Below are 22654 nucleotides of genomic sequence, written 5' to 3' on the forward strand. Positions count from 1 at the left end.
GTCAACGCCAACTGCTCGATCAGGCGCGACGAACGCTCCGACCGCTGGCCGTAGATCTGATGCTTTAGCTTGGCGATTTGCAGCTTCTGCTGGGCGATCAGCGCCTCGTCCTCCGACGCTTTCGCGCGGGCCACCGCGAGTTCAGCGGCGACCTCCAAAGCCTTCGCGCGCTCGACCGCCAGCGCCGCTTTCAGGGCCGCAACGTCATCCGGAGCAGCGTCGCGCTCAGCATCCATGCGACACAGTGAATCACAGATTGGAAGCGTTGGGACTCCCCAAAAATGCAAAATCTGCTGGATTTTGTGCTCAGCCCGCGCTTCTCGGTCGCCAGCTCAGTTGTGGATTCCGCCAGTCGATCCCTTCCAGCATATAGGCCATCTGCGCCGCTGAGATCGATACCGCGCCGTCCGCCGCCGAAGGCCAGATGAACTTGCCTCGGTCCAGGCGCTTGGCATAGAGCGATATGCCCAACCCATCATGCCAAAGAATCTTGACCAGATCGCCGCTGCGGCCCCGGAAGATGTAGAGATCGCCGGCATGAGGATCGCGCTTCAAGCTTTCCTGAACTGTGAGCGCCAGGCTTCGCATGCCGCGACGCATATCGGTGTGGCCGGTGGCGATCCAGACCCTGACGCCGCTCGGAATCGGGATCATCGTCGTCGCAAGAGCTCAAGAACCTGCTGCAGCGCCTCAACGTCCACGTCACGGTCAACGCGAACACGACAGCCGCCCCCGAGCTCAATCTCGATGATTCCAGCCCTTGCGCGCTGCGCAGGTGGTGAAGACGCCAGTTGTGGTGCGCCGCTCGAGATCGGAGCCGCTACAGGTGTGATCTCGACGGGAACAAGAGCAGGCGCAGCATCTCCGCCCAGTCGTCCCTGGCGCGCTTGTCGACGCCAGGTTGCCGCGCGGCAATCAGGGTGACAGTGCGTATTGCCTCACATATTGATGCTCCCGGGTGCGATCGGTTGCCTCATTTATTTTGCTCCTGGCTTGGGTTGAGGAGGAGGCCGGGTGCGGAGATGGCCGGGGTTTCGGAGCGCCCGGCCTCCTCCGCTGGCACCTCGCACGTCATTGGGGTGTTGTGACTTCATACCCTGGCAGCAGTTTTTCGCTAGGAGCGAACAGCAGCGCATTCGCTTGCTCGCTGCGCCAGGATTTCAGCCGACGTTGAAGGGTTCGAAGAAGCTTGTTCGGATAGACTCCAGGATATTCCACCTGCAAGCGCGAGAGGAGTTCGCTGCCAGTTCGCCAGGGCTCGGCTTCAAACCATTTTCGCAAATCTGGCGTTGCCCGGATGAGCGGGTCGGGACGACGTCGGCCTCTTTTCGCCTTCACGATTGGCCGATCCGTCGGTCGCATGGCTCCATCCTTCCAGGCCGTGCGCAGGCTTGCCAGGAAGCGATCGATCGATTGCGATGCCGCCGCAGGATGGGTGATTGGTTGGATATCCGCGAGCGCCGCGAGGCGCTCCTGCGCGTCGCGGATGTCGCGCAACAACGCGACCGGATCGAGAGCGGCATAGATTTCTTTGAGATGCTGGCGGACCGCATCAGGCGTGCGGGAGTCCGCGGTCAGGCGCTGGTGAGGTGTTGCCGGCGCGCTGTATGTCTTGCGCACACGAGCACCGTCGCGTTGCTTGGCTATCAGTTTGAACGAGGGTTGGAAGAAGTTTACGAACAGCCGCGCTGATCGATAGAGTTCGGCCAGCAGCTCGGCCGCTTCCAGGCCTTCGAACCGACGATAGCCAACCATCCTGCGCACGACCGCGCCGTTCTTCTGCTCGACGAACGCCTGGTCATTCTTCCGGTAGGGACGGCAACGCGTGAAGACAATGTTGCCCGCCTCGCAGTAGGCTTTCAGCGTCTCGTTCATGAACACGGTATCATTGTCGGTATCGAGGCCGAGCAGCGCAAAAGGCAAATGTTTGCGCAATTCCGTCAGCACCGTGCTCAACAGCGTCTGTTCGCGCACGATCAGAGGAGCGCACTCTGTCCAGCCGGTAGCAATGTCCGTGAGCACGAGGGTCTGGATGAAGCTGCCGCGCGCAGATGGACCGCTATGCGCTACAAGGTCAGCCTCGACGAATCCCGGCGCCGGATCGTTCCAATCTGCCGACGTCCGTATTGGAACACTGCGACGCAGGGAATGCGCTGTGTGCCGTCGGCGCTTGCGACCTAATTGTTCTCGGACCCGCACCAATGCGCGATCGATCGTCGCAGCGCTCATCGCCAAAAGTTTGTCGCGGATCTCAGGGGCAAGGTCGAGGTGGCCGTGCCGTTCCATCGCCTCAATCAGCGCAGGCATTAACGCCTTCAACCGCTTCCCGCAGATCCGGTCTGACGCCTCCCAAAGGAGCACGAGCGCGTTGTGTTCTGCCTCATTATAGATCCGACGTCGCGCCCGTCGGCCTGGGCATACGTCTTCCTGGCCTCGAAGTAGACGCATCGCATGCTTGCGATGGAATCCGGTGATGTCGACGAACTCGTCCAATATCCGCACTTTCTTGGCGCGATCCGAACGTCGATAGCGCACGCCTGCCGCCGCCGCCAGTTCCTTCCGCGTTGCCATGCTCAGCCACCCCATCTGCGCCCCCGCTCGTTCCCGATCCAGGGGAGCAATTTACGTGAGGCAACGGCTCAGCATCCGGTAACAATTAAGGCGAGGCAATGCGGCTTCCCACCCAGATTGTCGCGCTATACCAGGTGAACAGCAGGCTATGAGCCACCCCGTGCCGGCGTGCTACCCCGCAGACCGTCTCGCCGGGCTGCAAGGTCTCTTCGACAAGGCGGACCTTCTCGTCGTAACTCCATCGCCGCCGACGCTCGGCGCCCAACACATTGACCTGCATTCCCGACGTGACCTTAAAGCTAGACTTAAGGTCAAATCCTCAGGCCCCCTCGCAAACTACACAAGGCGGCCTTCGCCGGAGAGATACGAAGTTAGCGCGGAGTGCGCAAGAGAAGCTCGCAAGCAAGCCGAGCTCCTCCCTCCAGGTCCGGTTCGAGATGCGCTGTTGGAGAAGGCTCGCCAGTATGAGCTGCTCCTTCAGGTTCACAATGTAGGCACCCAAGCCAAATAGGGCGCGGTGGCACATCAAAGCGATGCCAAGCCAGTCTGCTGCTAAAGAAAGGCTTGGCAGGGCCCGAAGTATTGCTCCCAACCACCAAGCACCAAAGTCTCCCGGCTTCTAAATATCTCCGTTGGGGCTGATCTGGCATCAGCTGACCACCCCATTCGCAACTGAACGGAGATACGATGACTAGTAAGTCGACCCGCTGGCACGATCCAGCATTCAAAAACTCGAAATCCACAAGCACCCAAGATCGCCTTATCGGCAACTATCCCTCGCATCTTCGTGGGATGGCGACCAACCGGTATGGCGGCAACAACCTTCAACATGAACGCGGACTGCGAGGCGGGACGTATGGAGCCGCAGGGCCGGCTCGCGTCTACACCGAAGAGCAACGGAAGCAATATGAGAGCGATCTACGCCACCGTGGGGAGTTGCAATGAATCGCCCACCCTCCGCATCGCGATCGCTTTGGGACGAGCCGGGGCATTCTTCCTCCACACCGTTGGGCGCACAACCTGCGCCGCCAGAACGTCGCAAGACATATCATCAACGATATCCCAACGCTTGGCCAACTGACGTTCTTGAATGGCTTCAGCTGAATAAGCCACAAAGCTTCGATGAGTTGATGGACTTACGGAGAGCCCTGTATGCCCGCCGCACAACAGGAAAATATCGAATACGGCTTGGTGGCCTTACCTTGGCCGGCGAGCAAAAGATGATGCTGACAGGACCCGCCAGTGCCGTTCTAATTCTCAGCGACAAGGCACGACATTTCCTGCTGCGCACACTCTGTCGACTGCGTAAGTCCGAACGTTGGCCGCCCATCAGATACTAACGCCAGCGAGCTGTTTGGCTTGCCGCGATGTGTTGGAGAGTCTGGTCAATGCGGTGCGGTTCCAAAATCCGGTGGCCGTAACGTTGACTATGAAGAAGCGTGCCGGAGCGCGAGTGGCAGACGACATCATCGCATCGGCGAACCTTCGGCTCTTTCGCGTGCGCTTGGAAACCAGAGTGCTGGGGCGTGCCGCGAAGGTGCATGGCAAGCGATTGCGGATGGTCTGCGTCCTGGAAATGAGTGCCGACCACCGGCTGCACTACCACTGCATATTTGAGCGCCCTTACCACTACTCTTTTGAGCGTTTCGAGGCGATCATTCGAGACCAATGGTCGAAAACAGACTTCGGCTATCACCAGGTAGACGTCCAGGACCGATCTGACGCCGGATGGACTGACTACCTCCTCAAGCTGCGGCAGAAGCGGTCGCTGCTTGATTCCATAGATTGGACCAACTGCCACCTTTGATTGCTGGGCGAAAGGCCCCTCTCAGGCAACCGATCATCTTTGTGCCAAGCAAAGGGCGTCTCGCACGGGGGCGCTTTAATAGGTAGCTGTGTTCCAACGGATCCCACCCTTTAGCAATTGAGAGCAGAGGAGCTCGTAGTCGTGGAAGTCGTTAATCAGCCCCACGATCGAAGCGATCCTACTGTCCAGTTTGTAACACTTCGGTCCCATGCCTCCGATAGGAACGATCGAAGCCGAACTAAGTTACCTGTTATCCCAATTTCGAAGGAGGCGAACGATGGATTGGAATCGTGTCGAAGGCAATTGGAAGCAAGTCAAAGGTAAGGTCAAAGAGCAGTGGGGTAAGTTGACTGACGACGACCTTGACGTCATAGCAGGCAAACAGGACCAGCTCGAAGGTCGGTTGCAACAACGTTACGGGTACGCAAAGGACCAAGCCCAAAAGGAAGTGAACGATTGGTACGGTCGTCAGAAGTGGTAGCTGTCAAGGGCTCTGCGAAAGCAGGGCCCTTCGCTTTTAGAACTAACGAGTCCGCCGGAGGAGTTGATGTCAGGACCAACCGAAGAAGAAATCCGCATCAGAGCCTATCAACTTGAGGCTGAAGAACCAGAAGGTATGGCCGACATGTATTGGCATTAAGCTGAGAAAGAGTTGCTTACACGCGCGGTTCACCCGCTGGGCCAAGGCCGGCGTGTGGGAGAAGGTGTTTGCCGAACTGATCAAGGACCGCGACAACAAATACCTGATGCTCGACACCACTTTGGTTCGTGTCCACCAGCAGGCAGCGAGCGGAAAAGGGGGGCCAAAACTCAGGAGTTGGGGCGTTCCCGAGGTGGATTGACGACCAAAATCCACATGCTCTGCGACAGCCTCGGTCGGCCGCTGCGCTTCGGGCTCACCGCCGGCCAACGACACGACAACCTCACGGCAAAAGCCCTGCTCGAAGGCTTCACCGCCGAGGCCGTGCTGGCCGACAAGGCCTACGACAACAACGATCTGCGCACGACCATCGCAGACATGAACGCCGAAGCGGTAATCCCTTCAACCCGTTCTCGTAAGGTCCCGATCCCGCACAACGAGACGACCTACAAGCTGCGCAACCGCATCGAGCGCTGCTTCAACAAGCTCAAACACTTCCGCCGCTTCGCCACGCGATATGACCGACGCGCAGACTACTTCCTCGCCTTCGTCCACCTCGCCGCAATCTGCATTTGGCTCCGCTGAATGTGGATTCGTCCTAGGTTGTAAGCATCGTCAATTGCTTTGAAAGTCCGGACTGACGAAGGCTCCCATAGGCGGCGGATCATCTTGTCTGCGTAAACGGTATCGCATTGGAGACCCTATAGCACTGGCTGCGATCCCACTGCAGCGATCGCTATCAAAAGTAGTATGATGGTCATCAGCCATCCACACGATTCTTCTTGGTGGAGCGCACGCTTTGAGATAAAATTCGACCATTCCATAATGGAATTTGTTCCCTCGGCCGGCTCCTAGCCTGACCAACTGGGCGCACCCCCTGAGACGGGCTGCAACTCCCTCGAGCGGTGAAAATGATCAACCAGCGACACGCGTTTGCGCGCGATAGCCGGCGCGTGCTCGCATTTCACCATCGAGGTAGAATGACTGCTACAGTTATTTCGTTTCCGAAATCGTACACGCCCCGCCCGAGGGTTGACCTCCGGCTTTCGTCGCCGCAGCTCGGGGCGAATGGGTCCTATCTAACGTGTCAAGGTGCCATGGCTGCGGACCCGTGCACGTGGGAAGGTAGTCTCCGGCTCTTGATCTTCATCCCTCCTAACCGAGCCAACCTTACTGAGACAGTCGCCGTCGCCCCTTCAAACTGTCACGAGGCGCTGGATCGGTTCTCAATCGAACTCTCAAGAGCGGCCTTTGGCGAGCCGTGCGAGCTCCTCCGGATGATTGCACTTCTGGAAGAACAACCGGGAGATTGTCGGAGCTACTCGATCCTTCTAGACGCGCCTCCACATCTCCCGGCAAATTTAGTCGAGCAGGTGGCGGTGGAGTCATTCGGGAGTCTTCTCGGCAATTTCGTCATTTGCGGCATTCCCGACGCATTTTGCGATGTTCTTCATCTGATCGGCAGAGCACATGGACCCGGCATCTTCGATGACGAGTAATGCTGCTAGTGGGCGAGGGTTTTCCTCGCCCACATTCCTGGAGATCGCAGATGTCGGTTAGTGAGGGCGGAGATCCGCTGCTGGTCTATTTAGAGCGGCTCAGGTCAGAGGCGCGCGAGTGGTGTCATCGGGCAATATCGGACTGGAACTCCAGATTATTTATAAGTCTGAACTTCAAAACAACGATGCGTGGCGACCTGGGAAACTTGATCTCGTTGGACGAGCACATCGCTTGCTCGGAAATCAAGAGATTTGGGAATCGATTGGACCGTGCTGTCCATCGTGGTTTGGTCCAGCGCTTCAACCGCAGGGTTCGCCGCATACCCTTCCTTGAATATGGGCATGATCGAGGGTGGCATGCCCATCTATTGATTGAGAAACCAGAGGATATGCTTGACGTCCGTTTCCTGCAGATCGTCAAGAAGGCTTGGTCAGTGTCCCCATGGAGCACAAACTTTCACAGTCGGGAAGTCGATGACGAAGGCCCCGCGTATCTGACAAAATATCGATCGAAGTCTGAACTCGAGGCATGGACCGACACGATCGTCCTCGAGGCCGTCGTTGTTGACACTAAATAGGTCTGCATGCGGCTCGAACCTGTTGATGCAAGATCATCCCCGTTAAACGTGTGTCCCATCAGATTTACAAGGATCAGGAGAGCCTCTTCTGAGCCTTATCTAAACCATTGTTAATAATGATCATCTGAGTGCAATCGACAGCAATAATGAGTTCAAATGAAGCCGCGTGGACAATTGATCATTGATGAGTTCGAGTTGCTGCGAAGTGTGGCTGGGAAATCTGGATTACAGTTGCCCCCAGAGATCATTCAGGGACGACAGCCTCTCCGCAAAGCAAGCTAGAGCAGAATCGGCGGCTGCGTGGAGACTACGCTTCATCGCCTTCAATCGACTTCAATTAAGTGTCCGCAACTGAGGCAACGTGCACCACTCCAGGGTCCGTAGTTACCGCAATTGGGACATGGGGTCGAAAGATGAGCCGTCGCTTGAGACGGCATATGCCCGACGCCGTAATTGGTCTGGACGATGCGGTACTCTTCACGCTCATGCAGAATAGTGAACTGCGGCATCACTCGGAACTCTCGGATTTGAGCTCGCCGTTGATGCTCCTCGTACAGTTCGATCAATGGCCGAAGGTCGGCTAGGTCGAGCTGCCACTGATCGAAAGCCATTTCGATAGTGTTTAAGGCCTTCGATATCGCTTGGTTGGTGACGATTCGTTCGGCAAGAGCTTTGGTCTCCGTTGCCTTTGCCCTCGCTCGGTCGATGTACCTCAGGATGATCGGGGTGGGCCGGAAAGCGTCCTTATACTTCGCTGAATTGCACGGGTCACACGTGGGCAACCAATTCTCAAATGAATCGAGGTCAAAGTCATCCGGTAGGCCGTAGTCCTTCAGGACTGTCGCGAGCTGTTCGGGATCGTCCTTCAATGTGCGCGGGAGGACGTGATCGATCCGCATCGTCTTGACGTAGAGTGGCTCGCCGTTGAGGTAACAGACCGCACCGTGGACCGTGTAAACGGCAAACCTCTGTGCAGCCGTGAATTTATATCCAGACATCGCGCTAGCCGATCCTTGCTGGCAGCCTGCATAAACCGATCAAGGCAGCAATAAAACCGTAGCGCAAGTTGCCCCACGTTCATGATCGATCAGGTAAATTGGACTTCATATGAAGACCAGGTGGTCAATTAATCTCAGATCAAAAGGCCATCACATAAGCAGATGATGACCGCCGGCAGCGGCGATCTCGAGCGCGCGTTTCGCGCTCTCCTGGCCCTTGATGTCGCGCAGGTCCAGAAGCGTTTCCTCGCGCGCCTCGTTCTGGTCTTGCACCTTCGGCTGCGGGCGCGACAGCACCTGCGTGCCCTTGAAGTGGTTGGCGATCTGGATCAGCGAGTGTGCCGCGATGATCTGGATGTCCGGACTGGCCCAGGCGGCTTCCGAGCCGCAGGCGGCCGGGCAGATCAATCCCTCGTCGCGCGAATTGGCGCCGATTGCCGCGGGCAGTACGCCCGCAACGGCTGCGATCGAGCCGTCGAGCCCGAGCTCGCCGAGCACGGTGAAGCCGTTCAGCGCATCCGGCGGGATCGCGCCGATCGCCGCCATCAGGCCGAGCGCGATCGGCAGGTCGTAATGGCTGCCCTCCTTGGGCAGGTCGGCGGGTGCGAGGTTGACGGTGATGCGGCGGGCGGGAAGTGCGAGGCCGGAGGCGATCAGCGCCGAACGCACGCGCTCGCGGGCTTCCGACACCGCCTTGTCGGGCAGGCCGACGATCGCGAACGCGGGCAATCCCGGCGCGACCTGCACCTGCACGTCGACCGCGCGGGCCTCGATCCCCTCGAATGCGACGGTGGAAACGCGTTGGACCATGCTGCCCCTATCTTCCGCAATCGAGGGTAGCGGAACCGCGCGACGAGCGCAAGAACATTACAAGAACATTCGGGTCGGCTGGCTCGGCTCGTCCGGTACCAAGTCACCGCGCGGCGCACCCGCTCCCGGCCGGCGCGGAAGCGTTGGGCGTCGCTCGCGATGACACGTGTTTCTCGCGATCGAACACAGCTCGCGTCGTCGACAACTGCAAGAATCATTTTCAAGAATCATTCCAGCACGCACGAGCATCGCGCTTATTGTCGCAGCGTGTCTTCAATTTCCTTGCTGTTTCAGCGATCGCACGCTGATCACGCGCGCAGTCTCGATCTATTCCAACTGCCGAGGTCTGTACTCGCGAGCCCCGCGCTGTAGAGCCGGATCACAAATCCATCCAGGCTGATATCAGGGGCGCCTTCGCGTGATCGATCGACTTGCTTCGCATTCCACCCGTCAACATCCAACGCTGCGAACGATCGGTCTGTGTACCGCCGCCGTCCTTGCCGCAGGAGTCACGATCGAACCTGCCGACGCGCAATCGGAACTACCGCCGGTGAGCGTGGACGCGCCTCAGCAACGCGCGGCAGCTGCGAATGCAAAACCGGTTCGTCGTCCGGTGACCGCACGCACGAGCCGCGCCAACCGCGCGGCTCGATCCCAGCAGGCGACGCCGCCAGCGGCGGCACGATCCGGTGCCGGTGCCGGTGAGCGCGCCGGCGGTCCGGTGGTCGGGTTCGTTGCCACGCGTTCGGGCACGGCGACCAAGACCGACACGCCGCTGATCGAAATCCCGCAATCGATCTCGGTCGTCACGACGGAGCAGATCAGGAATCAGGGTGCGGAATCGGTGGGCGCGGCATTGCGCTACACCGCAGGCGTCAGCGGCGACGTGAATGGCGGCTCGGACACCCGCTTCGGCGGCTTGCAGATCCGCGGCTTCGACATGACGATGCCGGGCCTCTATCTCGACGGCCTGCGGCTGCCGAGCAGCAACTATGTGCACTTCCTCGGGCTCGATCCGTACGGGGCCGAGCGCCTCGAGGTCCTGAAGGGGCCATCCTCGGCGATGTTTGGCGGCAGCGGCACCGGCGGCATCCTCAACTATGTCAGCAAGCTGCCGACCGCGCGCGAGTTCGGGGAAGTGTCGCTGTCCGGCGGCAGCTTCAACCGCTATCAGGGCGAGTTCGATATCGGCGGCCGCGCCAACAAGGAAGGGACGGTGCTGTGGCGCCTGACCGGCGTCGCGCGCGATGGCGAGACCCAGGTCGACTACACCAAGGACAGTCGCGTCTTCATCGCGCCCGCCGTCACCGTGAAGCCGAACGAGGACACCACGATCACCTTCCTCGCGAACTACCAGAAGGAACGCACCGGCTGGGGCCTGCAATTCCTGCCGCCGTCCGGCACCGTCTGGGCCAACAACGGCCGCTACATTCCGAACGCGCGTTTCGTCGGCGAACCCGGCTTCAACCAGTTCGACACCGAGCAATCCTCGGTCGGTTACATGCTGTCGCACGACTTCAACGAGGCGCTGACCTTCCGCCAGAACCTGCGCTATTCGTGGATGCAAAACGAGCAGAAGAGCTTCTACGGCACCGGCTATGCGTCGGCCGCCGACGAGGCTGCGGGCCTATTGTCGCGCGGCGGCGCCGGTGGCAGCTCGACGATCGATTCCTTCGCGGTCGACAACCAGCTGCAGGGCAAGTTCGTCACCGGCATGCTGAGCCACACGACGCTGTTCGGCGTCGATTACCGCAACACCTCGTTCCGCGACATGGCCTCGAGCTACAGCACCGGCAAGATCAACGTCTTCGCACCGGTCTACACCAACAGCTGGATCAACAACGGGCCGTATGACGACACCGGCATCAAGCAGTCGCAGGCCGGCCTCCATCTGCAGGATCAGATCAGGCTCGGCCGGCTGTCGTTCCTGCTTGGCGGGCGGCAGGATTTCGTCACCACCGACCTCGACAACAATCTCGCGAGGACGTCGACGTCGACCGATGCCTCGGCATTCACCGGCCGGGCGGCCGTCATGTACAATTTCGACAACGGGATCGCGCCCTATTTCAGCTATTCGGAATCATTCCTGCCGGTGCTGAGCATCAACGCCGCCGGCGAGCTGCTGAAGCCGGAGTCCGGCGTGCAGTACGAAGTCGGCGTCAAGTACCAGCCGGTCGGGATCAATGCGCTGATCACGCTGGCCGCCTTCGACCTCACCCGATCCAACGTCGTCACCTACGCGCCGCCGTCCTATTTCGCGGAGCAGACCGGCGAGGTCAGGTCGCGCGGCATTGAGCTCGAAGGCACCGCGACGCTCGTCGAGGGCGTCAACATCCGTGGCGGCTACGCCTACGTCGACGCGGTCGTCACCAAGGATCCCGTCAATGTCGGCAAGGCGCCGACCACGGTGCCGCTCAACCGCTTCTCGCTGTGGGGCGACTACACCGTTCAGGGCGGGCCGCTCGCCGGGGTCCAGTTCGGGGCCGGCGTCCGCTATGTCGGATCGACGTTCGGCGACGACGCCAACACCTTCAAGGTGCCGGCATCGACGGTCGTCGATGCGCTCGTCGCCTACACCAGGGACAATTACCGCTTCTCGCTCAACGTCACCAACCTCGCCGACACGCGCTATGTGGCAGCCTGCTACGGCAACACCAGCTGCTTCTACGCGGAGGGTCGCAAGGCGATCGCGAAGCTGACCTATCGCTGGTGATCACCCCCGAACAACCTGCTGAAATCCCCATGAGACCAATCTTCGGACGACTGCATCGCTGGGCGGGACTTGTCACCGCGGCCTTCCTGTTCTTCTCGGGCGTGACCGGCGCGATCATCTCGTGGGACCACGAGATCGACGATGTGCTCAACAGCAAGCTGTTCGAGGTGACGAGCTCCGGACCCGCGATCCCGTCGGTCGAGCTCGCCCAGCTGATCGAGCAGCGCGATCATCGCGCCCGCGTCGTCCACATGTTCATGACGGCGGAGAAAGGCGAGTCGCTGTGGTTCTTCGTGCTGCCGCGGATCGATCCGGCGACCGGCAAGCGTTACACGCTCGACTACAACCAGATCTTCCTGGATCCGAACACCGGCGTCGAGCTCGGACGCCGCTATTGGGGCGCGGTCTGGCCGGTGACCCGCGAAAACTTCGTCTCGTTCCTCTACAAACTGCACTACACGATGCATATCCCCGAATTCTGGGGCAGCGATCGTTGGGGCATGCGCTTCCTCGGCGTCATCGCCGTGATCTGGACGATCGATTGCTTCGTCGGCTTTTACCTGACCCTGCCGTCGCGGCGGCGCGCAAGGGCGGAGCAGGCGTCGGCGATATCGGGCCCGCGCGGCAAGGGTTTCTGGACCCGCTGGGCGCCGGCCTGGAAGATCAAGATCTCAGGCAGCGCCTATCGAATCAATTTCGACATTCATCGCGCCTTCAGCCTGTGGACCTGGGCCTTGCTGTTCGTGATCGCGTTCACGGCATTCTCGCTGAACCTCTATTTCGAGGTGTTCTCGCCGTTGATGAAGACCGTGTCCAACTACACGCCGACACCCTACGAACAGCGACCATACCGTCATCTCGACGATCCGATCGAGCCAAGGATGACCTATGCGGAGATCGCCACGCAGGCCGCGGCCGACGGCAGGGCGCACGGCTGGACCACGCCGATCGGTTCGATCAATTATGGTCCGGCCCACGGCGTCTATGCGGTCGCATTCTTCGAGCCGGGCGACGAACATGGCGCCGCGGGCGTCGGGCCGGCGCAGCTTTACTACGACAGCGAGGACGGCCGTCCGCTCGGCGAGCGGCTACCATGGGTCGGCACCGCGGCCGACGTGTTCGTGCAGATGCAGTTTCCATTGCATTCCGGCCGGATCGCCGGCTTGCCCGGGCGCATCCTGATCTCGCTGATGGGATTGGTGGTTGCGGCGCTGTCGGCGACGGGCGTCGTGATCTGGTGGCGCAAACGTCGTGCGCGGATTGGCGCGCGAGAAACGATGCGCACACGCCCCGAGAGCCGCCTTGCGCCGGCGGAATAGGCCGGACACCCCGTGGGCTCCTTGCACCGGATGACAAATGCATTCGGGAGCGGCGGCGGCCGCTCCCGAGGCAGTCCGTCTTCGCAATCAGTCCGTCACAGGTTCATCTGCATCGGCTCTGGATAGTAGTGGAAGCCTTCGCCGACCTTGGCGACGTGGCCGTAGCCCGGCCAGGCGAAGTGATAGGACATCACGGCCGTCTTGTTCGCGGCCAGCATCTCCAGCAGCTTGACCCGCGAGTTCGCCGCCTGCTTCGGATCGGTGTCGTAGGAGAACTCCATCCGCGGACGCTCCAGCAGCAGCACCGCGTGATGCGAGAGGTCGCCGAGGAACGCGAAGGATTTGCCGCCCGAGCTCACCATGAAGATGGTGTGGCCCACGGTGTGGCCGGGCGCCGCGATTGCCGTCACGCCGGGCAGGAATTCCTGGCCGTCCTTGAAGAACACGATGCGGTCGCGCACCGGCAGCAGGTTCTTGCGGGCATGCACGATGAAATCCTTCAACGGACTGCCCATCTTGCCTTCGTCGGTCCAGAACTCGAGATCGCTCTGCGCGATGTAGTATTGCGCATTCGGGAACAGCGGCTTGTCGTCGGCGCCGACAATGCCGCCGATATGATCGATATGCGCGTGCGACAGCACGACGGCGTCGATGTCTTCCGGCTTGATGCCGGCTTCCTTCATGCTCTTCTGCTGCCGGCCGGTGGTCTTGCCGAACAGTTGCGAGGTGCCCATGCCGGTATCGAACAGGATCAACTTGTCGCCGGTGTTGACGATCGGCGAATTCTGCTCGAGCACGACATTGTCGGGCGAGAGGAAGTTGTCGGAGAGCATCTTCTTCACCTCCTCCTTCGGCACACCGGTGAAGGTGCCGGAGGGATCGCCGAGCGGAAGCGGCCCGTCGGATACGACGGTCACTTCGGCTTCGCCGAGCATGAAGCGGTGCCAGTAGGGTGTCTGCGTGCCGAGCTTCGGCGCGCGTGCCTGTGCGGTGCCCCCGAGCAGGGTGCTGGCGCCGAGACCGGCACCGAGCGCGAGCAAGGATCGTCGTGAGACATTGAGCGTCATAACGTCTTCCTCCACATTTTTTATGATATTTCGCGTTGTTGCCCGCGCGTTGACCCGCCGCTTGACCTGACGCAGGCGAGCGGATGCTGCCCTCGCCCGCGCAAGCTGGCAAGAAGAATAAGGAGAACGCATGCGCGATCGAACGCTGGCTAAATTTCAGCCGGCTGTGCGGCGCACAAGGGAGGGTTATCTGGCGGCGCGCTTCTTCTCGATGGTATCCCAGATCATCGCCGCGACGTCGGGGCCATTGAGCCGCTGGATTGCGCGGATGCCGGTCGGCGAAGTGACGTTGATCTCGGTCAAATTGCCGTCGATCACGTCGAGGCCGACGAACATCAGACCAAGTTCGCGCAACGAGGGCCCAACGGTGGCGCAGATTTCGCGCTCGCGATCCGAGAGCTCGGTCGCCTTGGCCGCGCCGCCGCGGACCATGTTGGAGCGCAGATCGTCCGCCGCCGGCACGCGGTTGACGGCGCCGGCGAACTCGCCGTCGACCAGGATGATGCGCTTGTCGCCATGCTTCACCTCGGGGAGGAAGCGCTGGATCACCCAGGGCTCCTTGAACGTGACGGAGAACATGTCGAACAGCGAGCCGAAATTCATGTCCTGCGGCATCACGCGGAAGACCGCGGCGCCGCCATGGCCGTGCAACGGCTTCATGACGACGGCGCCGTGCTGGTCGCGGAATGCGTTGATCTCGTCGAGATCGCGCGAGATCAGGGTCGGCGGCATCAGCTGCGGGAAATTCATCACGAACAGCTTTTCCGGCGCGTTGCGTACGCTGGCCGGGTCGTTGACGACCAGCGTCTTCGGATGGATGCGCTCGAGCAAATGGGTCGAGGTGATGTAGGCGAGGTCGAACGGTGGATCCTGCCGCAGCAGCACGACGTCGAAGCCGTTGAGCGGCTCGCGCTTCGCCTCGCCCAGCGTGAAGTGATCGCCGACCTCGTCGCGCACGGTGAGAGGCTGCACCGGCGCCACCAGCTCCTCGCCGCGCAGCGACAGCTTGTCGGGCGTGTAGTAGGAAATGCCGTGGCCGCGCTTTTGCGCCTCGAGCAGCAGCGCGAAGGTCGAATCGCCGCGGATATTGATGCGCGCGATGGGATCCATCTGGACGGCGATCTTCAATTTCATAAGCGTGTCCCGCGAGGTCTTGAGGTTAATCAGGGCTGGCGTCGAATGCCGCTAACAGATGGCGCGGCAGGCTCTTCGGCGCAATCAGCACGGCGTCGAATCTGAGGTCAAATTCGGCATGTTCGGGATGCGCCATCAGCCAGGCCTGGGCGGCATTGATGATGCGCAGCTGCTGCCGCGGCGTCACCGCATAGGCGGCGTCGTCGAGGCTGGCACGGGCCTTGACCTCGACGAAGGCCAGCAAATTGCGCCGGCGCACCACGAGGTCGATCTCGCCGAAGGGGGTACGGAAGCGTCGTGCCAGGATGCGATAGCCCTTGGCGATCAGCAGGGCTGCGGCGCGGCTCTCCGCCGAGATGCCGGTCCGGAACGCCGCGACGCGCTCCGGCGAGGCGCTGTCAGTCTTGGCCATTGCCGTCCCCGGTGGTCTTCGCAAGCTCGAGGGCGCGGGCATAGACCTCGCGGCGCGGCCGGCCCGACAGCTCGACTGCATGGGCGACCGCGTCCTTGACGCTGCCGCGGGCGAGCTGCGCCCGCAGGAGATCGTCGAGCGTACCCTGGTCCATCACCCCGGCATCATCGGCCGGAGGTCCGATGACCAGCACGAACTCGCCGCGTGTTTCCAGCGCGTCCGCACTTGCCGCCAGCTCGGCGACCGGCGCGCGCGTGATCTGCTCGTGCAGCTTGGTCAGCTCGCGGCAGATCGCGGCATCGCGGCCGGCCATGATCGCGGCGAGATCGCGCAGCGTGTCCTGTACGCGATTGCCCGATTCGAACATCACGAGCGTCGAATCGACCCTCGCGAGCTCGTTGAGCCGTGCGCGGCGCGCGTGCTCCTTCGCGGGCAAAAATCCCTCGAAGAAAAACCGGTCGGTCGGCAATGCCGCGACCGACAGCGCCGTCAGCACCGACGATGGCCCTGGCACCGCGATGACGGCATGCCCGGCGGCGCAGACGTCGCGCACCAGCTTGAAGCCGGGATCGGAGATCAGCGGCGTGCCCGCGTCCGAAACCAGCGCGATCGCGGCGCCCTGCGCCAGCCGCTCCAGAATTTTGGGCCGGGCCTGGGCCGCGTTGTGCTCGTGGTAGAGCGCGAGCTCGGCGGCGATCGCATAACGCTCGGTCAGCCGGCGCGTGATTCTTGTGTCCTCGCAGGCGATGACGTCGACACCGGCCAGCGTCTCCAGCGCGCGCAAGGTGATGTCGGCGAGATTTCCGATCGGGGTCGCGACCAGATGGAGCCCGGGTGCGGCCCTCGGCGCGGCCAATTGCTGTCCGCCGATCGAAAAGGTTCTGGCCGCAGCGCCTGTCGTGGCATCCGAACTCTGGAGGGAACTGGCTTTTGCGCGCATAATGCCAATCTAGAGCGTTTTCGAGCGAAGTGGGTACCGGTTCACGTGAAGAAAACGCGTCAAACCGAGAATCTAGAGCCCCGTTCCGATTCAATCGGAACGGGATAAGCTCTAGAGGGATGGCGGCGCTAGCGCCATATCCGCAAACGGCAGTGACGGAACGCTGCCTGACGGGGGAAATGGAGGCCGCGGCAAGGGCGCCGCGGGGCCATAATCCTTTTGTTTTAGTTAACTATTCGCCGAGAATATGCCTGAATCCACCCGCCTCATCAGAGCCGGATGGAGTCCTGGCTGATCACGGTCGGCCAAGAGAAGAGAGACGATGGAAGGCCCGCATCACCGCAAGTCCCCGCCGTCGGGCACCACCCGGCGGACCGCGCTCGGCCTCCTCGTGGGCGCGCCGCTGCTGACGGCCTGTTCCGGCGTGCAGCAAAGCTTGAGCCAGTTTTCCAGCCCGCTCGGCGGCAACCAGGAAGGCGGTCCCGCCGGCCCGCAGCAGCAGCCGCAGGCGGTCGGCACCGGGCAGGTCAAGATCGGGCTGATCCTGCCGCTGTCGGCGTCCGGCAATGCCGGGCTTGCCGCCCAGTCGATGCGGAACGCGGCCGAAATGGCGCTGGCGGAATTTCAGAACCCGAACATCCAGCTCCTGATCAAGGACGATGGCGGCAGCCCGCAGGGCGCATCGCAGGGTGCCCAGCAGGCACTGTCCGAAGGCGCCGAGATCATTCTGGGACCGCTGTTCGCAGGCTCGGTGCCGGCCGTCGCGCAACTGACGCGGCCGCGCGGAACCTCGGTGATCGCGTTCTCCACCGATTCGAGCGTGGCCGGGCGCGGCGTCTATCTGCTGAGCTTCCTGCCGGAATCCGACATCAATCGCATCGTCGACTATTCCGCCGGGATCGGAAAGCGCTCGTTCGCCGCGATGGTGCCTGATAACGCCTATGGCAACGTGGTCGAGGCCGCGTTCAAGCAGGCGGTCGGCCGCAAGAACGGCCGCGTCGTCGCATTCGAGAAATATGGCGCCGATCGCGCGACGCCGGCGCGAACCGTGGCGCAGGCGCTCGGCCAGGCCGATGCGCTGCTGATCGCCGACGATGGTGATTCGGTCGTCGCGACCGCCGATGCCTTGACCGCGGCGGGCGCCAATCTGCGCAACATCCAGCTGCTCGGCACCGGGCTGTGGGACAATCCGCGGGTGTTCGCGAGCCCCGTCTTGCAGGGCGGCCTCTACGCCGCGCCCGATCCGTCCGGCTTCCGCAGCTTCGCCGGCCGCTACCGCAGCAAATATGGCGGCGAGCCGGTGCGCACTGCAACGCTTGCCTATGATGCGGTGGCGCTGATGGCGGCGCTCGCGCGCACGCAAGGCGCGCAGCGCTTTGCGCCGGAGACGCTGACCAATCCATCCGGCTTCGCCGGTATCGACGGTCTGTTCCGCTTCCGCTCCGACGGCACCAATGAGCGCGGCCTTGCGGTCATGAAGGTGGCTTCGGGCGGCGCTACTGCGGTTGCAGGTTCGCCGAAGAGTTTTGGGGCTTAATTTTCGTCAGGCGGCGGCCTGAAATCGCGCTAAAGCACCCGCCAGCTACTGTGCATGGGGTTGTTTTCGATATTTTGGCGCCGTGCAGCTAGGCCGCGAGATCCGCGACGACGGCGTCGAGCACCGGGAATCCCGACTTGGTCACGCGCAGCCGTCCGTCGGCATCGACGGCGATCGCGCCTTCCTCGCGCAGCATCGCGATCCGGTGCGGATCGAGCTGGCGGCCGGAGAGCTTCGCATAGCGCTTTGGATCGATCCCCTCGGCGAGCCGCAGCCCCATCAAGAGAAACTCGTCGGCGCGTTCTTCGCTGTTGAGGCTGTCATCGCTGACGACGCCATGGCCGCGCTCCTCGACGTTCAAAAGCCAGGCCTCGGGGCGCCGCTCGGTCGCGGTGGCGTGCCTGACGCCATCGATGTCGAGCCTTCCATGTGCGCCGGGGCCGATGCCGGCATATTCCTCACCGCGCCAGTAGACGAGGTTGTGCTTGCACTCGGCGCCGGCACGGGCGTGATTGGAGATCTCGTAGGCCGGCAATCCCTCGCGGGCGCAGACCTCCTGCGTCACGTCGTAGAGCGCGCGCGCGGTCGCTTCGTCCGGCGTCTGCAATTTGCCAGCGGCATGCAGCCCGAAGAACGGCGTGCCTTCCTCGATCGTGAGCTGATAGAGCGACAGATGCTCGGCCGCTTCCGAGATCGCCTGCTTCAATTCATCGGCCCACATCCGCGGCGTCTGGTCGGGGCGGGCATAGATCAGATCGAACGAGTAGCGGTCGAATGCGCTTCGCGCGATCGCGACCGCGTCGAGCGCCTCGCGCGCGGTGTGCAGACGGCCCAGTGCCTTCAGCGAGGCGTCATCGAGCGCCTGCACGCCGAGCGAGACGCGATTGACGCCGGCTGCGCGATAGCCGCGAAAGCGCGTCGCCTCGACGCTGGTCGGATTGGCCTCGAGCGTGACCTCGACATCGCGCGAGACCTGCCAGTGCTTGCCGATGGCATCGAGCACGGCACCGACGGTCTGCGGCTGCATCAACGACGGCGTGCCGCCGCCGAGGAAGATCGAGGACACCTGCCGCCCCGGCACGCGCGCAGCCGTCGTCTCGATCTCGCGGGCGAACGCGCGCACGAAGCGCTCCTCGTCGACCGGTGCATGCCGCACGTGGCTGTTGAAATCACAATACGGGCATTTCGACAGGCAGAACGGCCAGTGCACGTAGACGCCGAAGGCTGCTCGGTCAGCGTGGCTCAAGGCAGATCTCCGCGAGCTTCACGAAGGCGCGGGCGCGATGCGACAGGCCGAGCCCGAGCGGCGGCAGGCCGTGCTTCTCGATGCTCGTCATCTCGCCGAAGGTCCGCGCGTAGCCGTCGGGCAGGAAGGCCGGATCGTAGCCGAAGCCGGCAGTGCCACGCGGCGGCCAGACCAGGGTTCCATCGACGCGGGCCTCGACCTCCTCGAGATGGTCGTCGGGCCAGGCCACGCACAACGCCGAGACGAAGTGCGCCTTGCGCCGGTCCGGTGCGGTGGCGCCGCGTTCCTGCAGCAGCCGCTCGATCCGCGTCATCGCCGCCATGAAATCCTTGCCCTCGCCGGCCCAGCGCGCCGAGTAGATCCCGGGCGCGCCGTCGAGCGCGTCGACCACGATGCCGGAATCGTCGGCGAAGGCGGGCAGTCCGGTCGCCTTCGCTGCCGCGATCGCCTTGATCGCCGCGTTGGCGCGAAAACTGTCGCCGGTCTCCTCGGGCTCGGCAAGGTCAAGCTCGCCCGCCGACACCACCTCCACGCCGTGCGGCGCCAGCAGTTCCCGCATCTCGGCAAGCTTGCCGGGATTATGGGTGGCGATGACGAGCCTTCCGGTGATTCGGCGGTGCATGACCAATCTGACTACGCCACCGCGATCTTTTGCAAGTCGACCAGACGCGCGACACCTTTGCGCGCCAGCGCCATCAGCGCCAGGAACTCACCTTCCGAGAACGGCGTCTTCTCGGCGGTGCCCTGCACCTCGATGATCCGGCCGTCGCCGGTCATGACGAAATTGGCGTCGGTGTCGGCTTCGGAATCCTCGGCATAGTCGAGATCGAGCACCGGCGTGCCCTGGTAGATGCCGCAGGAGATCGCCGCCACATTGTCGCGCAACACATTGGTCTTCAGCATGTTGCGGGTCTTCATCCAGTTGATGCAGTCGGCCAGCGCCACCCAGGCACCGGTGATCGAGGCGGTGCGGGTGCCGCCGTCGGCCTGGATGACGTCGCAATCGACCGTGATCTGGCGCTCGCCGAGCGCCTCGAGATCGACGGCCGCGCGCAGCGAGCGGCCGATCAGCCGCTGGATCTCGACCGTCCGGCCGCCCTGCTTGCCGGCCGAGGCCTCGCGGCGGGTGCGTTCCAGGGTGGCACGCGGCAGCATGCCGTATTCGGCAGTGACCCAGCCGCGGCCCTGGCCCTTCAGCCACGGCGGCAACCGCTCTTCCAGCGTCGCGGTCACCAGCACATGGGTGTCGCCGAACCTCACCATGCAGGAACCTTCGGCATATTTGACGACGCCGCGTTCCAGCGACACGGGACGCAGTTCATCGGGTGCACGGCGGCTTGGCCGCATGAAATCCTCCAGAAATCCGAGAAAATTGGCTGGCCGTGCTTGTAGGAGGGGGAAGGGGCAGCGGCAAGGGTTTTCGGCCCCGGCAGGGTCCTGTACGACGGGGCCGAATGCATGCTTGTCATCGGCCCCTCGGATCGACAAATTATGCAGTAATTGTGAGGGACTGGAGTGTGACTCACCACGATCCGATTGGCCTGATCGCGCCGCATGCCGGGCTCGCCCAGCTCAACGAGCGTTCGCGCGACATTTTTCGTCAAATCGTCGAAAGCTATCTTGCGACCGGCGAGCCGGTCGGTTCGCGCAACATTTCGCGCCTGATCGCATTACCGCTGTCGCCGGCCTCGGTCCGCAACGTGATGTCGGATCTCGAGCAGCTCGGCCTGATCTATGCGCCGCACACCTCCGCCGGCCGGTTACCGACCGAACTCGGGCTGCGCTTCTTCGTCGACGCGCTGATGCAGGTCGGCGACCTCACCGAGGCCGAGCGTCAATCGATCCAGACCCAGCTTGCGGCCGTCGGCCGCGCGCAATCCGTCGAGGCCGCGCTTGGCGAAGCCCTGACGCGGCTGTCGGGGCTGACGCGCGCCGCGGCGGTGGTGCTGACGCAAAAGTCGAATGCGCGGCTGAAGCACATCGAGTTCGTGCGGTTGGAGCCGGAGAAGGCGCTGGTCGTGCTGGTCGGCGAAGACGGCCAGGTCGAAAACCGCGTGCTGGCGCTGCCGCCGGGTGTTCCATCCTCGGCCTTGACCGAGGCGACCAACTTCCTCAATGCGCGGATTCGCGGCCGGACGCTGGCTGAAGCGCGGCTCGAGCTCGAGACGGCATTGACGCAAAACCGCGCCGAGCTCGATCAGCTCACGCAAAAGGTGGTCGCGGCGGGCATCGCGAGCTGGTCCGGCGGCGAGAACGAGGACCGCCAGCTGATCGTGCGCGGTCACGCCAATCTGCTCGAGGACCTGCATGCGCTCGACGATCTCGAGCGCATCAAATCGCTGTTCGACGATCTCGAAACCAAGCGCGGCGTGATCGATCTGCTCGGCCGCGCCGAACGCGGCGAGGGCGTGCGGATCTTCATCGGCTCGGAGAACAAGCTGTTCTCGCTGTCGGGTTCCTCGACCATCATCGCGCCCTACGGCGACGCCCAGGGCCGGATCGTGGGCGTCCTCGGCGTGATCGGACCGACGCGGCTGAACTACGCGCGGGTGATCCCGACCGTCGATTATGCGGCGCGCATCGTCAGCAAGATGCTGGGCGGCTGACCGGAGGGCGATTTCGCTTTCATTTGACGGGTTTTCTTCACCCAAGCCGGAGATCCCAGTTCCCGAGACCGGTATGTTGCGCTTGATTTTCGCCGCCCAAAGCACGATATCCCGGCAAGCAATCCCCAAGATTTGAACCGACGCGAGTTTTCGAGAAGGCAAGCCATGACCGATCCGAACCGGGCCAATGACAACACCGAGAATTCGGCGCCGACGGGTGAGCCCGTGGTCTCGAAGCCCTACATCATGCCTGACGAGCCCGAGGCCGGATCGGCCGAGGCGCTGACCAAGGAACTCGCCGAGGCGCGCGACCGCACGCTGCGCACGCTGGCCGAGATGGAGAATCTCCGCCAGCGCACCCGCCGCGAGGTCGCCGACGCCAAGACCTACGGCATCACCGGCTTTGCCCGCGACGTGCTCGATATCGCCGACAACCTGCAGCGCGCGCTCGATGCGGTGCCGGCCGAGACCAAGGAAGCCGCCGATCCCGGCCTGAAGGCGCTGATCGAAGGCGTCGAGCTGACCGAACGTTCGCTGCTCAACGCGCTAGAGAAGAACGGCGTCAAGAAGTTCGACCCGATCGGCGAGAAGTTCGATCCGAACTTCCAGCAGGCGATGTTCGAGGTGCCTGATCCGTCGGTGCCGTCGGGCACCGTGGTGCAGGTCGTGCAGGCCGGTTACATGATCGGCGAGCGCATCCTGCGCCCGGCCCTGGTCGGCGTCTCCAAGGGCGGCGCCAAGGCCGCCCCGACCGCCGACATCACTGCCTGATCCCGG

20 protein-coding genes and 3 pseudogenes are annotated in these 22654 nt (G+C 62.6%); 10 read left to right on the forward strand and 13 right to left on the reverse strand.

Translation table 11 applies throughout. The features are described 5' to 3' along the window. From QJT82_RS23080 to QJT82_RS23095, 4 genes and pseudogenes are all read right to left on the reverse strand, one after another. Positions 1 to 236, reverse strand: a pseudogene (locus tag QJT82_RS23080) (IS66 family transposase); the annotation flags it as partial. A 70-nt stretch (positions 237 to 306) separates the two neighbouring features. Then, the gene (tnpB, locus tag QJT82_RS23085; protein WP_259245061.1) at positions 307 to 654 is read right to left on the reverse strand and encodes an IS66 family insertion sequence element accessory protein TnpB; all 348 of its coding nucleotides are present in this window, start codon (positions 652 to 654) and stop codon (positions 307 to 309) included. A gap of 417 nt (positions 655 to 1071) precedes the next feature. Beyond that, a complete protein-coding gene (locus QJT82_RS23090) occupies positions 1072 to 2586 on the reverse strand; it encodes an integrase (protein WP_028344513.1) in 1515 nt (504 codons plus the stop codon). Positions 2587 to 2701: 115 nt separating this feature from the next. Next, positions 2702 to 2851, reverse strand: a pseudogene (locus QJT82_RS23095) (transposase); the annotation flags it as partial. 1173 nt (positions 2852 to 4024) lie between these two features. On the opposite strand from QJT82_RS23095, the gene QJT82_RS23100 reads away from it, so the two are divergent. The 5 genes from QJT82_RS23100 to QJT82_RS23120 all read left to right on the forward strand — a co-directional run bounded on the left by QJT82_RS23100 (position 4025) and on the right by QJT82_RS23120 (position 7095). Next, entirely contained in the window at positions 4025 to 4378 is a 354-nt protein-coding gene (locus QJT82_RS23100) for a hypothetical protein (protein WP_155258578.1), read from the forward strand. Positions 4379 to 4655: 277 nt separating this feature from the next. Continuing rightward, positions 4656 to 4859 carry a CsbD family protein gene (locus tag QJT82_RS23105; RefSeq protein ID WP_028341777.1) on the forward strand — a complete coding sequence of 68 codons (204 nt, stop codon included), beginning with the start codon at positions 4656 to 4658 and terminating at the stop codon, positions 4857 to 4859. Positions 4860 to 4971: 112 nt separating this feature from the next. Next, positions 4972 to 5220, forward strand: a complete 249-nt coding sequence (locus QJT82_RS23110) for a hypothetical protein (RefSeq protein ID WP_245288770.1) — start codon at positions 4972 to 4974, stop codon at positions 5218 to 5220. Beyond that, positions 5118 to 5603: an IS5 family transposase gene (locus QJT82_RS23115; protein ID WP_080686800.1), complete on the forward strand. Its 486-nt coding sequence runs from the start codon at positions 5118 to 5120 to the stop codon at positions 5601 to 5603. Before QJT82_RS23110 ends, QJT82_RS23115 begins: the two co-directional genes overlap by 103 nt. 964 nt (positions 5604 to 6567) lie before the next feature. Further along, the gene (locus QJT82_RS23120; protein WP_155258576.1) at positions 6568 to 7095 is read left to right on the forward strand and encodes a hypothetical protein; all 528 of its coding nucleotides are present in this window, start codon (positions 6568 to 6570) and stop codon (positions 7093 to 7095) included. A gap of 323 nt (positions 7096 to 7418) precedes the next feature. On the opposite strand, the gene QJT82_RS23125 is transcribed toward QJT82_RS23120, so the two are convergent. Further along, a complete protein-coding gene (locus QJT82_RS23125; protein ID WP_028341773.1) occupies positions 7419 to 8093 on the reverse strand; it encodes a hypothetical protein in 675 nt (224 codons plus the stop codon). 153 nt (positions 8094 to 8246) lie between these two features. Then, positions 8247 to 8903, reverse strand: a pseudogene (locus QJT82_RS23130) (magnesium chelatase domain-containing protein); the annotation flags it as partial. A gap of 721 nt (positions 8904 to 9624) precedes the next feature. Here QJT82_RS23130 and QJT82_RS23135 point away from each other — a divergent pair. Continuing rightward, entirely contained in the window at positions 9625 to 11616 is a 1992-nt protein-coding gene (locus tag QJT82_RS23135; protein WP_028341772.1) for a TonB-dependent siderophore receptor, read from the forward strand. A 29-nt stretch (positions 11617 to 11645) separates the two neighbouring features. After that, positions 11646 to 12935 (forward strand): siderophore utilization protein FsrB, encoded by a 1290-nt coding sequence (fsrB, locus tag QJT82_RS23140; protein WP_028341771.1) that lies wholly within the window; start codon positions 11646 to 11648, stop codon positions 12933 to 12935. Between the two features lie 95 nt (positions 12936 to 13030). On the opposite strand, the gene QJT82_RS23145 is transcribed toward fsrB, so the two are convergent. The 4 genes from QJT82_RS23145 to rsmI all read right to left on the reverse strand — a co-directional run bounded on the left by QJT82_RS23145 (position 13031) and on the right by rsmI (position 16488). Beyond that, positions 13031 to 14002: an MBL fold metallo-hydrolase gene (locus QJT82_RS23145; protein ID WP_028341770.1), complete on the reverse strand. Its 972-nt coding sequence runs from the start codon at positions 14000 to 14002 to the stop codon at positions 13031 to 13033. Between the two features lie 186 nt (positions 14003 to 14188). Then, the gene (gshB, locus tag QJT82_RS23150) at positions 14189 to 15136 is read right to left on the reverse strand and encodes a glutathione synthase (RefSeq protein WP_028341769.1); all 948 of its coding nucleotides are present in this window, start codon (positions 15134 to 15136) and stop codon (positions 14189 to 14191) included. A 25-nt stretch (positions 15137 to 15161) separates the two neighbouring features. Beyond that, complete coding sequence (locus QJT82_RS23155; protein ID WP_016841492.1) at positions 15162 to 15548, reverse strand: YraN family protein; 387 nt, start codon at positions 15546 to 15548, stop codon at positions 15162 to 15164. After that, positions 15535 to 16488, reverse strand: coding sequence for a 16S rRNA (cytidine(1402)-2'-O)-methyltransferase (gene rsmI / locus QJT82_RS23160; protein WP_028341768.1), 954 nt, complete (start codon positions 16486 to 16488; stop codon positions 15535 to 15537). The genes QJT82_RS23155 and rsmI overlap by 14 nt, the downstream gene beginning before the upstream one ends. 322 nt (positions 16489 to 16810) lie before the next feature. On the opposite strand from rsmI, the gene QJT82_RS23165 reads away from it, so the two are divergent. After that, a complete protein-coding gene (locus tag QJT82_RS23165) occupies positions 16811 to 18025 on the forward strand; it encodes a penicillin-binding protein activator (protein ID WP_028341767.1) in 1215 nt (404 codons plus the stop codon). An 88-nt stretch (positions 18026 to 18113) separates the two neighbouring features. Here the strand turns inward: QJT82_RS23165 and hemW are convergent, their stop codons facing one another. The 3 genes from hemW to rph are packed head-to-tail and all read right to left on the reverse strand — an operon-like array spanning position 18114 to position 20618. Beyond that, positions 18114 to 19271 (reverse strand): radical SAM family heme chaperone HemW, encoded by a 1158-nt coding sequence (gene hemW, locus QJT82_RS23170; protein ID WP_028341766.1) that lies wholly within the window; start codon positions 19269 to 19271, stop codon positions 18114 to 18116. Continuing rightward, entirely contained in the window at positions 19258 to 19893 is a 636-nt protein-coding gene (gene rdgB / locus QJT82_RS23175; RefSeq protein ID WP_028341765.1) for an RdgB/HAM1 family non-canonical purine NTP pyrophosphatase, read from the reverse strand. The genes hemW and rdgB overlap by 14 nt, the downstream gene beginning before the upstream one ends. Positions 19894 to 19904: 11 nt before the next feature. Next, the gene (gene rph, locus QJT82_RS23180) at positions 19905 to 20618 is read right to left on the reverse strand and encodes a ribonuclease PH (protein WP_028341764.1); all 714 of its coding nucleotides are present in this window, start codon (positions 20616 to 20618) and stop codon (positions 19905 to 19907) included. A gap of 170 nt (positions 20619 to 20788) precedes the next feature. Here rph and hrcA point away from each other — a divergent pair, with 170 nt between their 5' ends. Both hrcA and grpE read left to right on the forward strand, forming a co-directional pair. After that, positions 20789 to 21877, forward strand: a complete 1089-nt coding sequence (hrcA, locus tag QJT82_RS23185; RefSeq protein ID WP_016841498.1) for a heat-inducible transcriptional repressor HrcA — start codon at positions 20789 to 20791, stop codon at positions 21875 to 21877. A 165-nt stretch (positions 21878 to 22042) separates the two neighbouring features. Beyond that, positions 22043 to 22648 carry a nucleotide exchange factor GrpE gene (grpE, locus tag QJT82_RS23190; RefSeq protein WP_028341763.1) on the forward strand — a complete coding sequence of 202 codons (606 nt, stop codon included), beginning with the start codon at positions 22043 to 22045 and terminating at the stop codon, positions 22646 to 22648. The last annotated feature ends 6 nt before the right edge of the window (positions 22649 to 22654 follow it).

Source organism: Bradyrhizobium sp. Mp19, from assembly GCF_029952935.1.
GTDB classification, from domain to species: Bacteria; Pseudomonadota; Alphaproteobacteria; order Rhizobiales; family Xanthobacteraceae; genus Bradyrhizobium; species Bradyrhizobium elkanii.

Bases quoted from the DNA above. Each gene is read 5' to 3' on its own strand.
- tnpB (WP_259245061.1), bottom strand. From the start codon at position 654: ATGATCCCGATTCCGAGCGGCGTCAGGGTCTGGATCGCCACCGGCCAC.
- QJT82_RS23090 (WP_028344513.1), bottom strand. From the start codon at position 2,586: ATGGGGTGGCTGAGCATGGCAACGCGGAAGGAACTGGCGGCGGCGGCA.
- QJT82_RS23105 (WP_028341777.1), top strand. From the start codon at position 4,656: ATGGATTGGAATCGTGTCGAAGGCAATTGGAAGCAAGTCAAAGGTAAG.
- QJT82_RS23120 (WP_155258576.1), top strand. From the start codon at position 6,568: ATGTCGGTTAGTGAGGGCGGAGATCCGCTGCTGGTCTATTTAGAGCGG.
- QJT82_RS23125 (WP_028341773.1), bottom strand. From the start codon at position 8,093: ATGTCTGGATATAAATTCACGGCTGCACAGAGGTTTGCCGTTTACACG.
- fsrB (WP_028341771.1), top strand. From the start codon at position 11,646: ATGAGACCAATCTTCGGACGACTGCATCGCTGGGCGGGACTTGTCACC.
- QJT82_RS23145 (WP_028341770.1), bottom strand. From the start codon at position 14,002: ATGACGCTCAATGTCTCACGACGATCCTTGCTCGCGCTCGGTGCCGGT.
- gshB (WP_028341769.1), bottom strand. From the start codon at position 15,136: ATGAAATTGAAGATCGCCGTCCAGATGGATCCCATCGCGCGCATCAAT.
- QJT82_RS23155 (WP_016841492.1), bottom strand. From the start codon at position 15,548: ATGGCCAAGACTGACAGCGCCTCGCCGGAGCGCGTCGCGGCGTTCCGG.
- rsmI (WP_028341768.1), bottom strand. From the start codon at position 16,488: ATGCGCGCAAAAGCCAGTTCCCTCCAGAGTTCGGATGCCACGACAGGC.
- QJT82_RS23165 (WP_028341767.1), top strand. From the start codon at position 16,811: ATGGAAGGCCCGCATCACCGCAAGTCCCCGCCGTCGGGCACCACCCGG.
- rdgB (WP_028341765.1), bottom strand. From the start codon at position 19,893: ATGCACCGCCGAATCACCGGAAGGCTCGTCATCGCCACCCATAATCCC.
- rph (WP_028341764.1), bottom strand. From the start codon at position 20,618: ATGCGGCCAAGCCGCCGTGCACCCGATGAACTGCGTCCCGTGTCGCTG.
- grpE (WP_028341763.1), top strand. From the start codon at position 22,043: ATGACCGATCCGAACCGGGCCAATGACAACACCGAGAATTCGGCGCCG.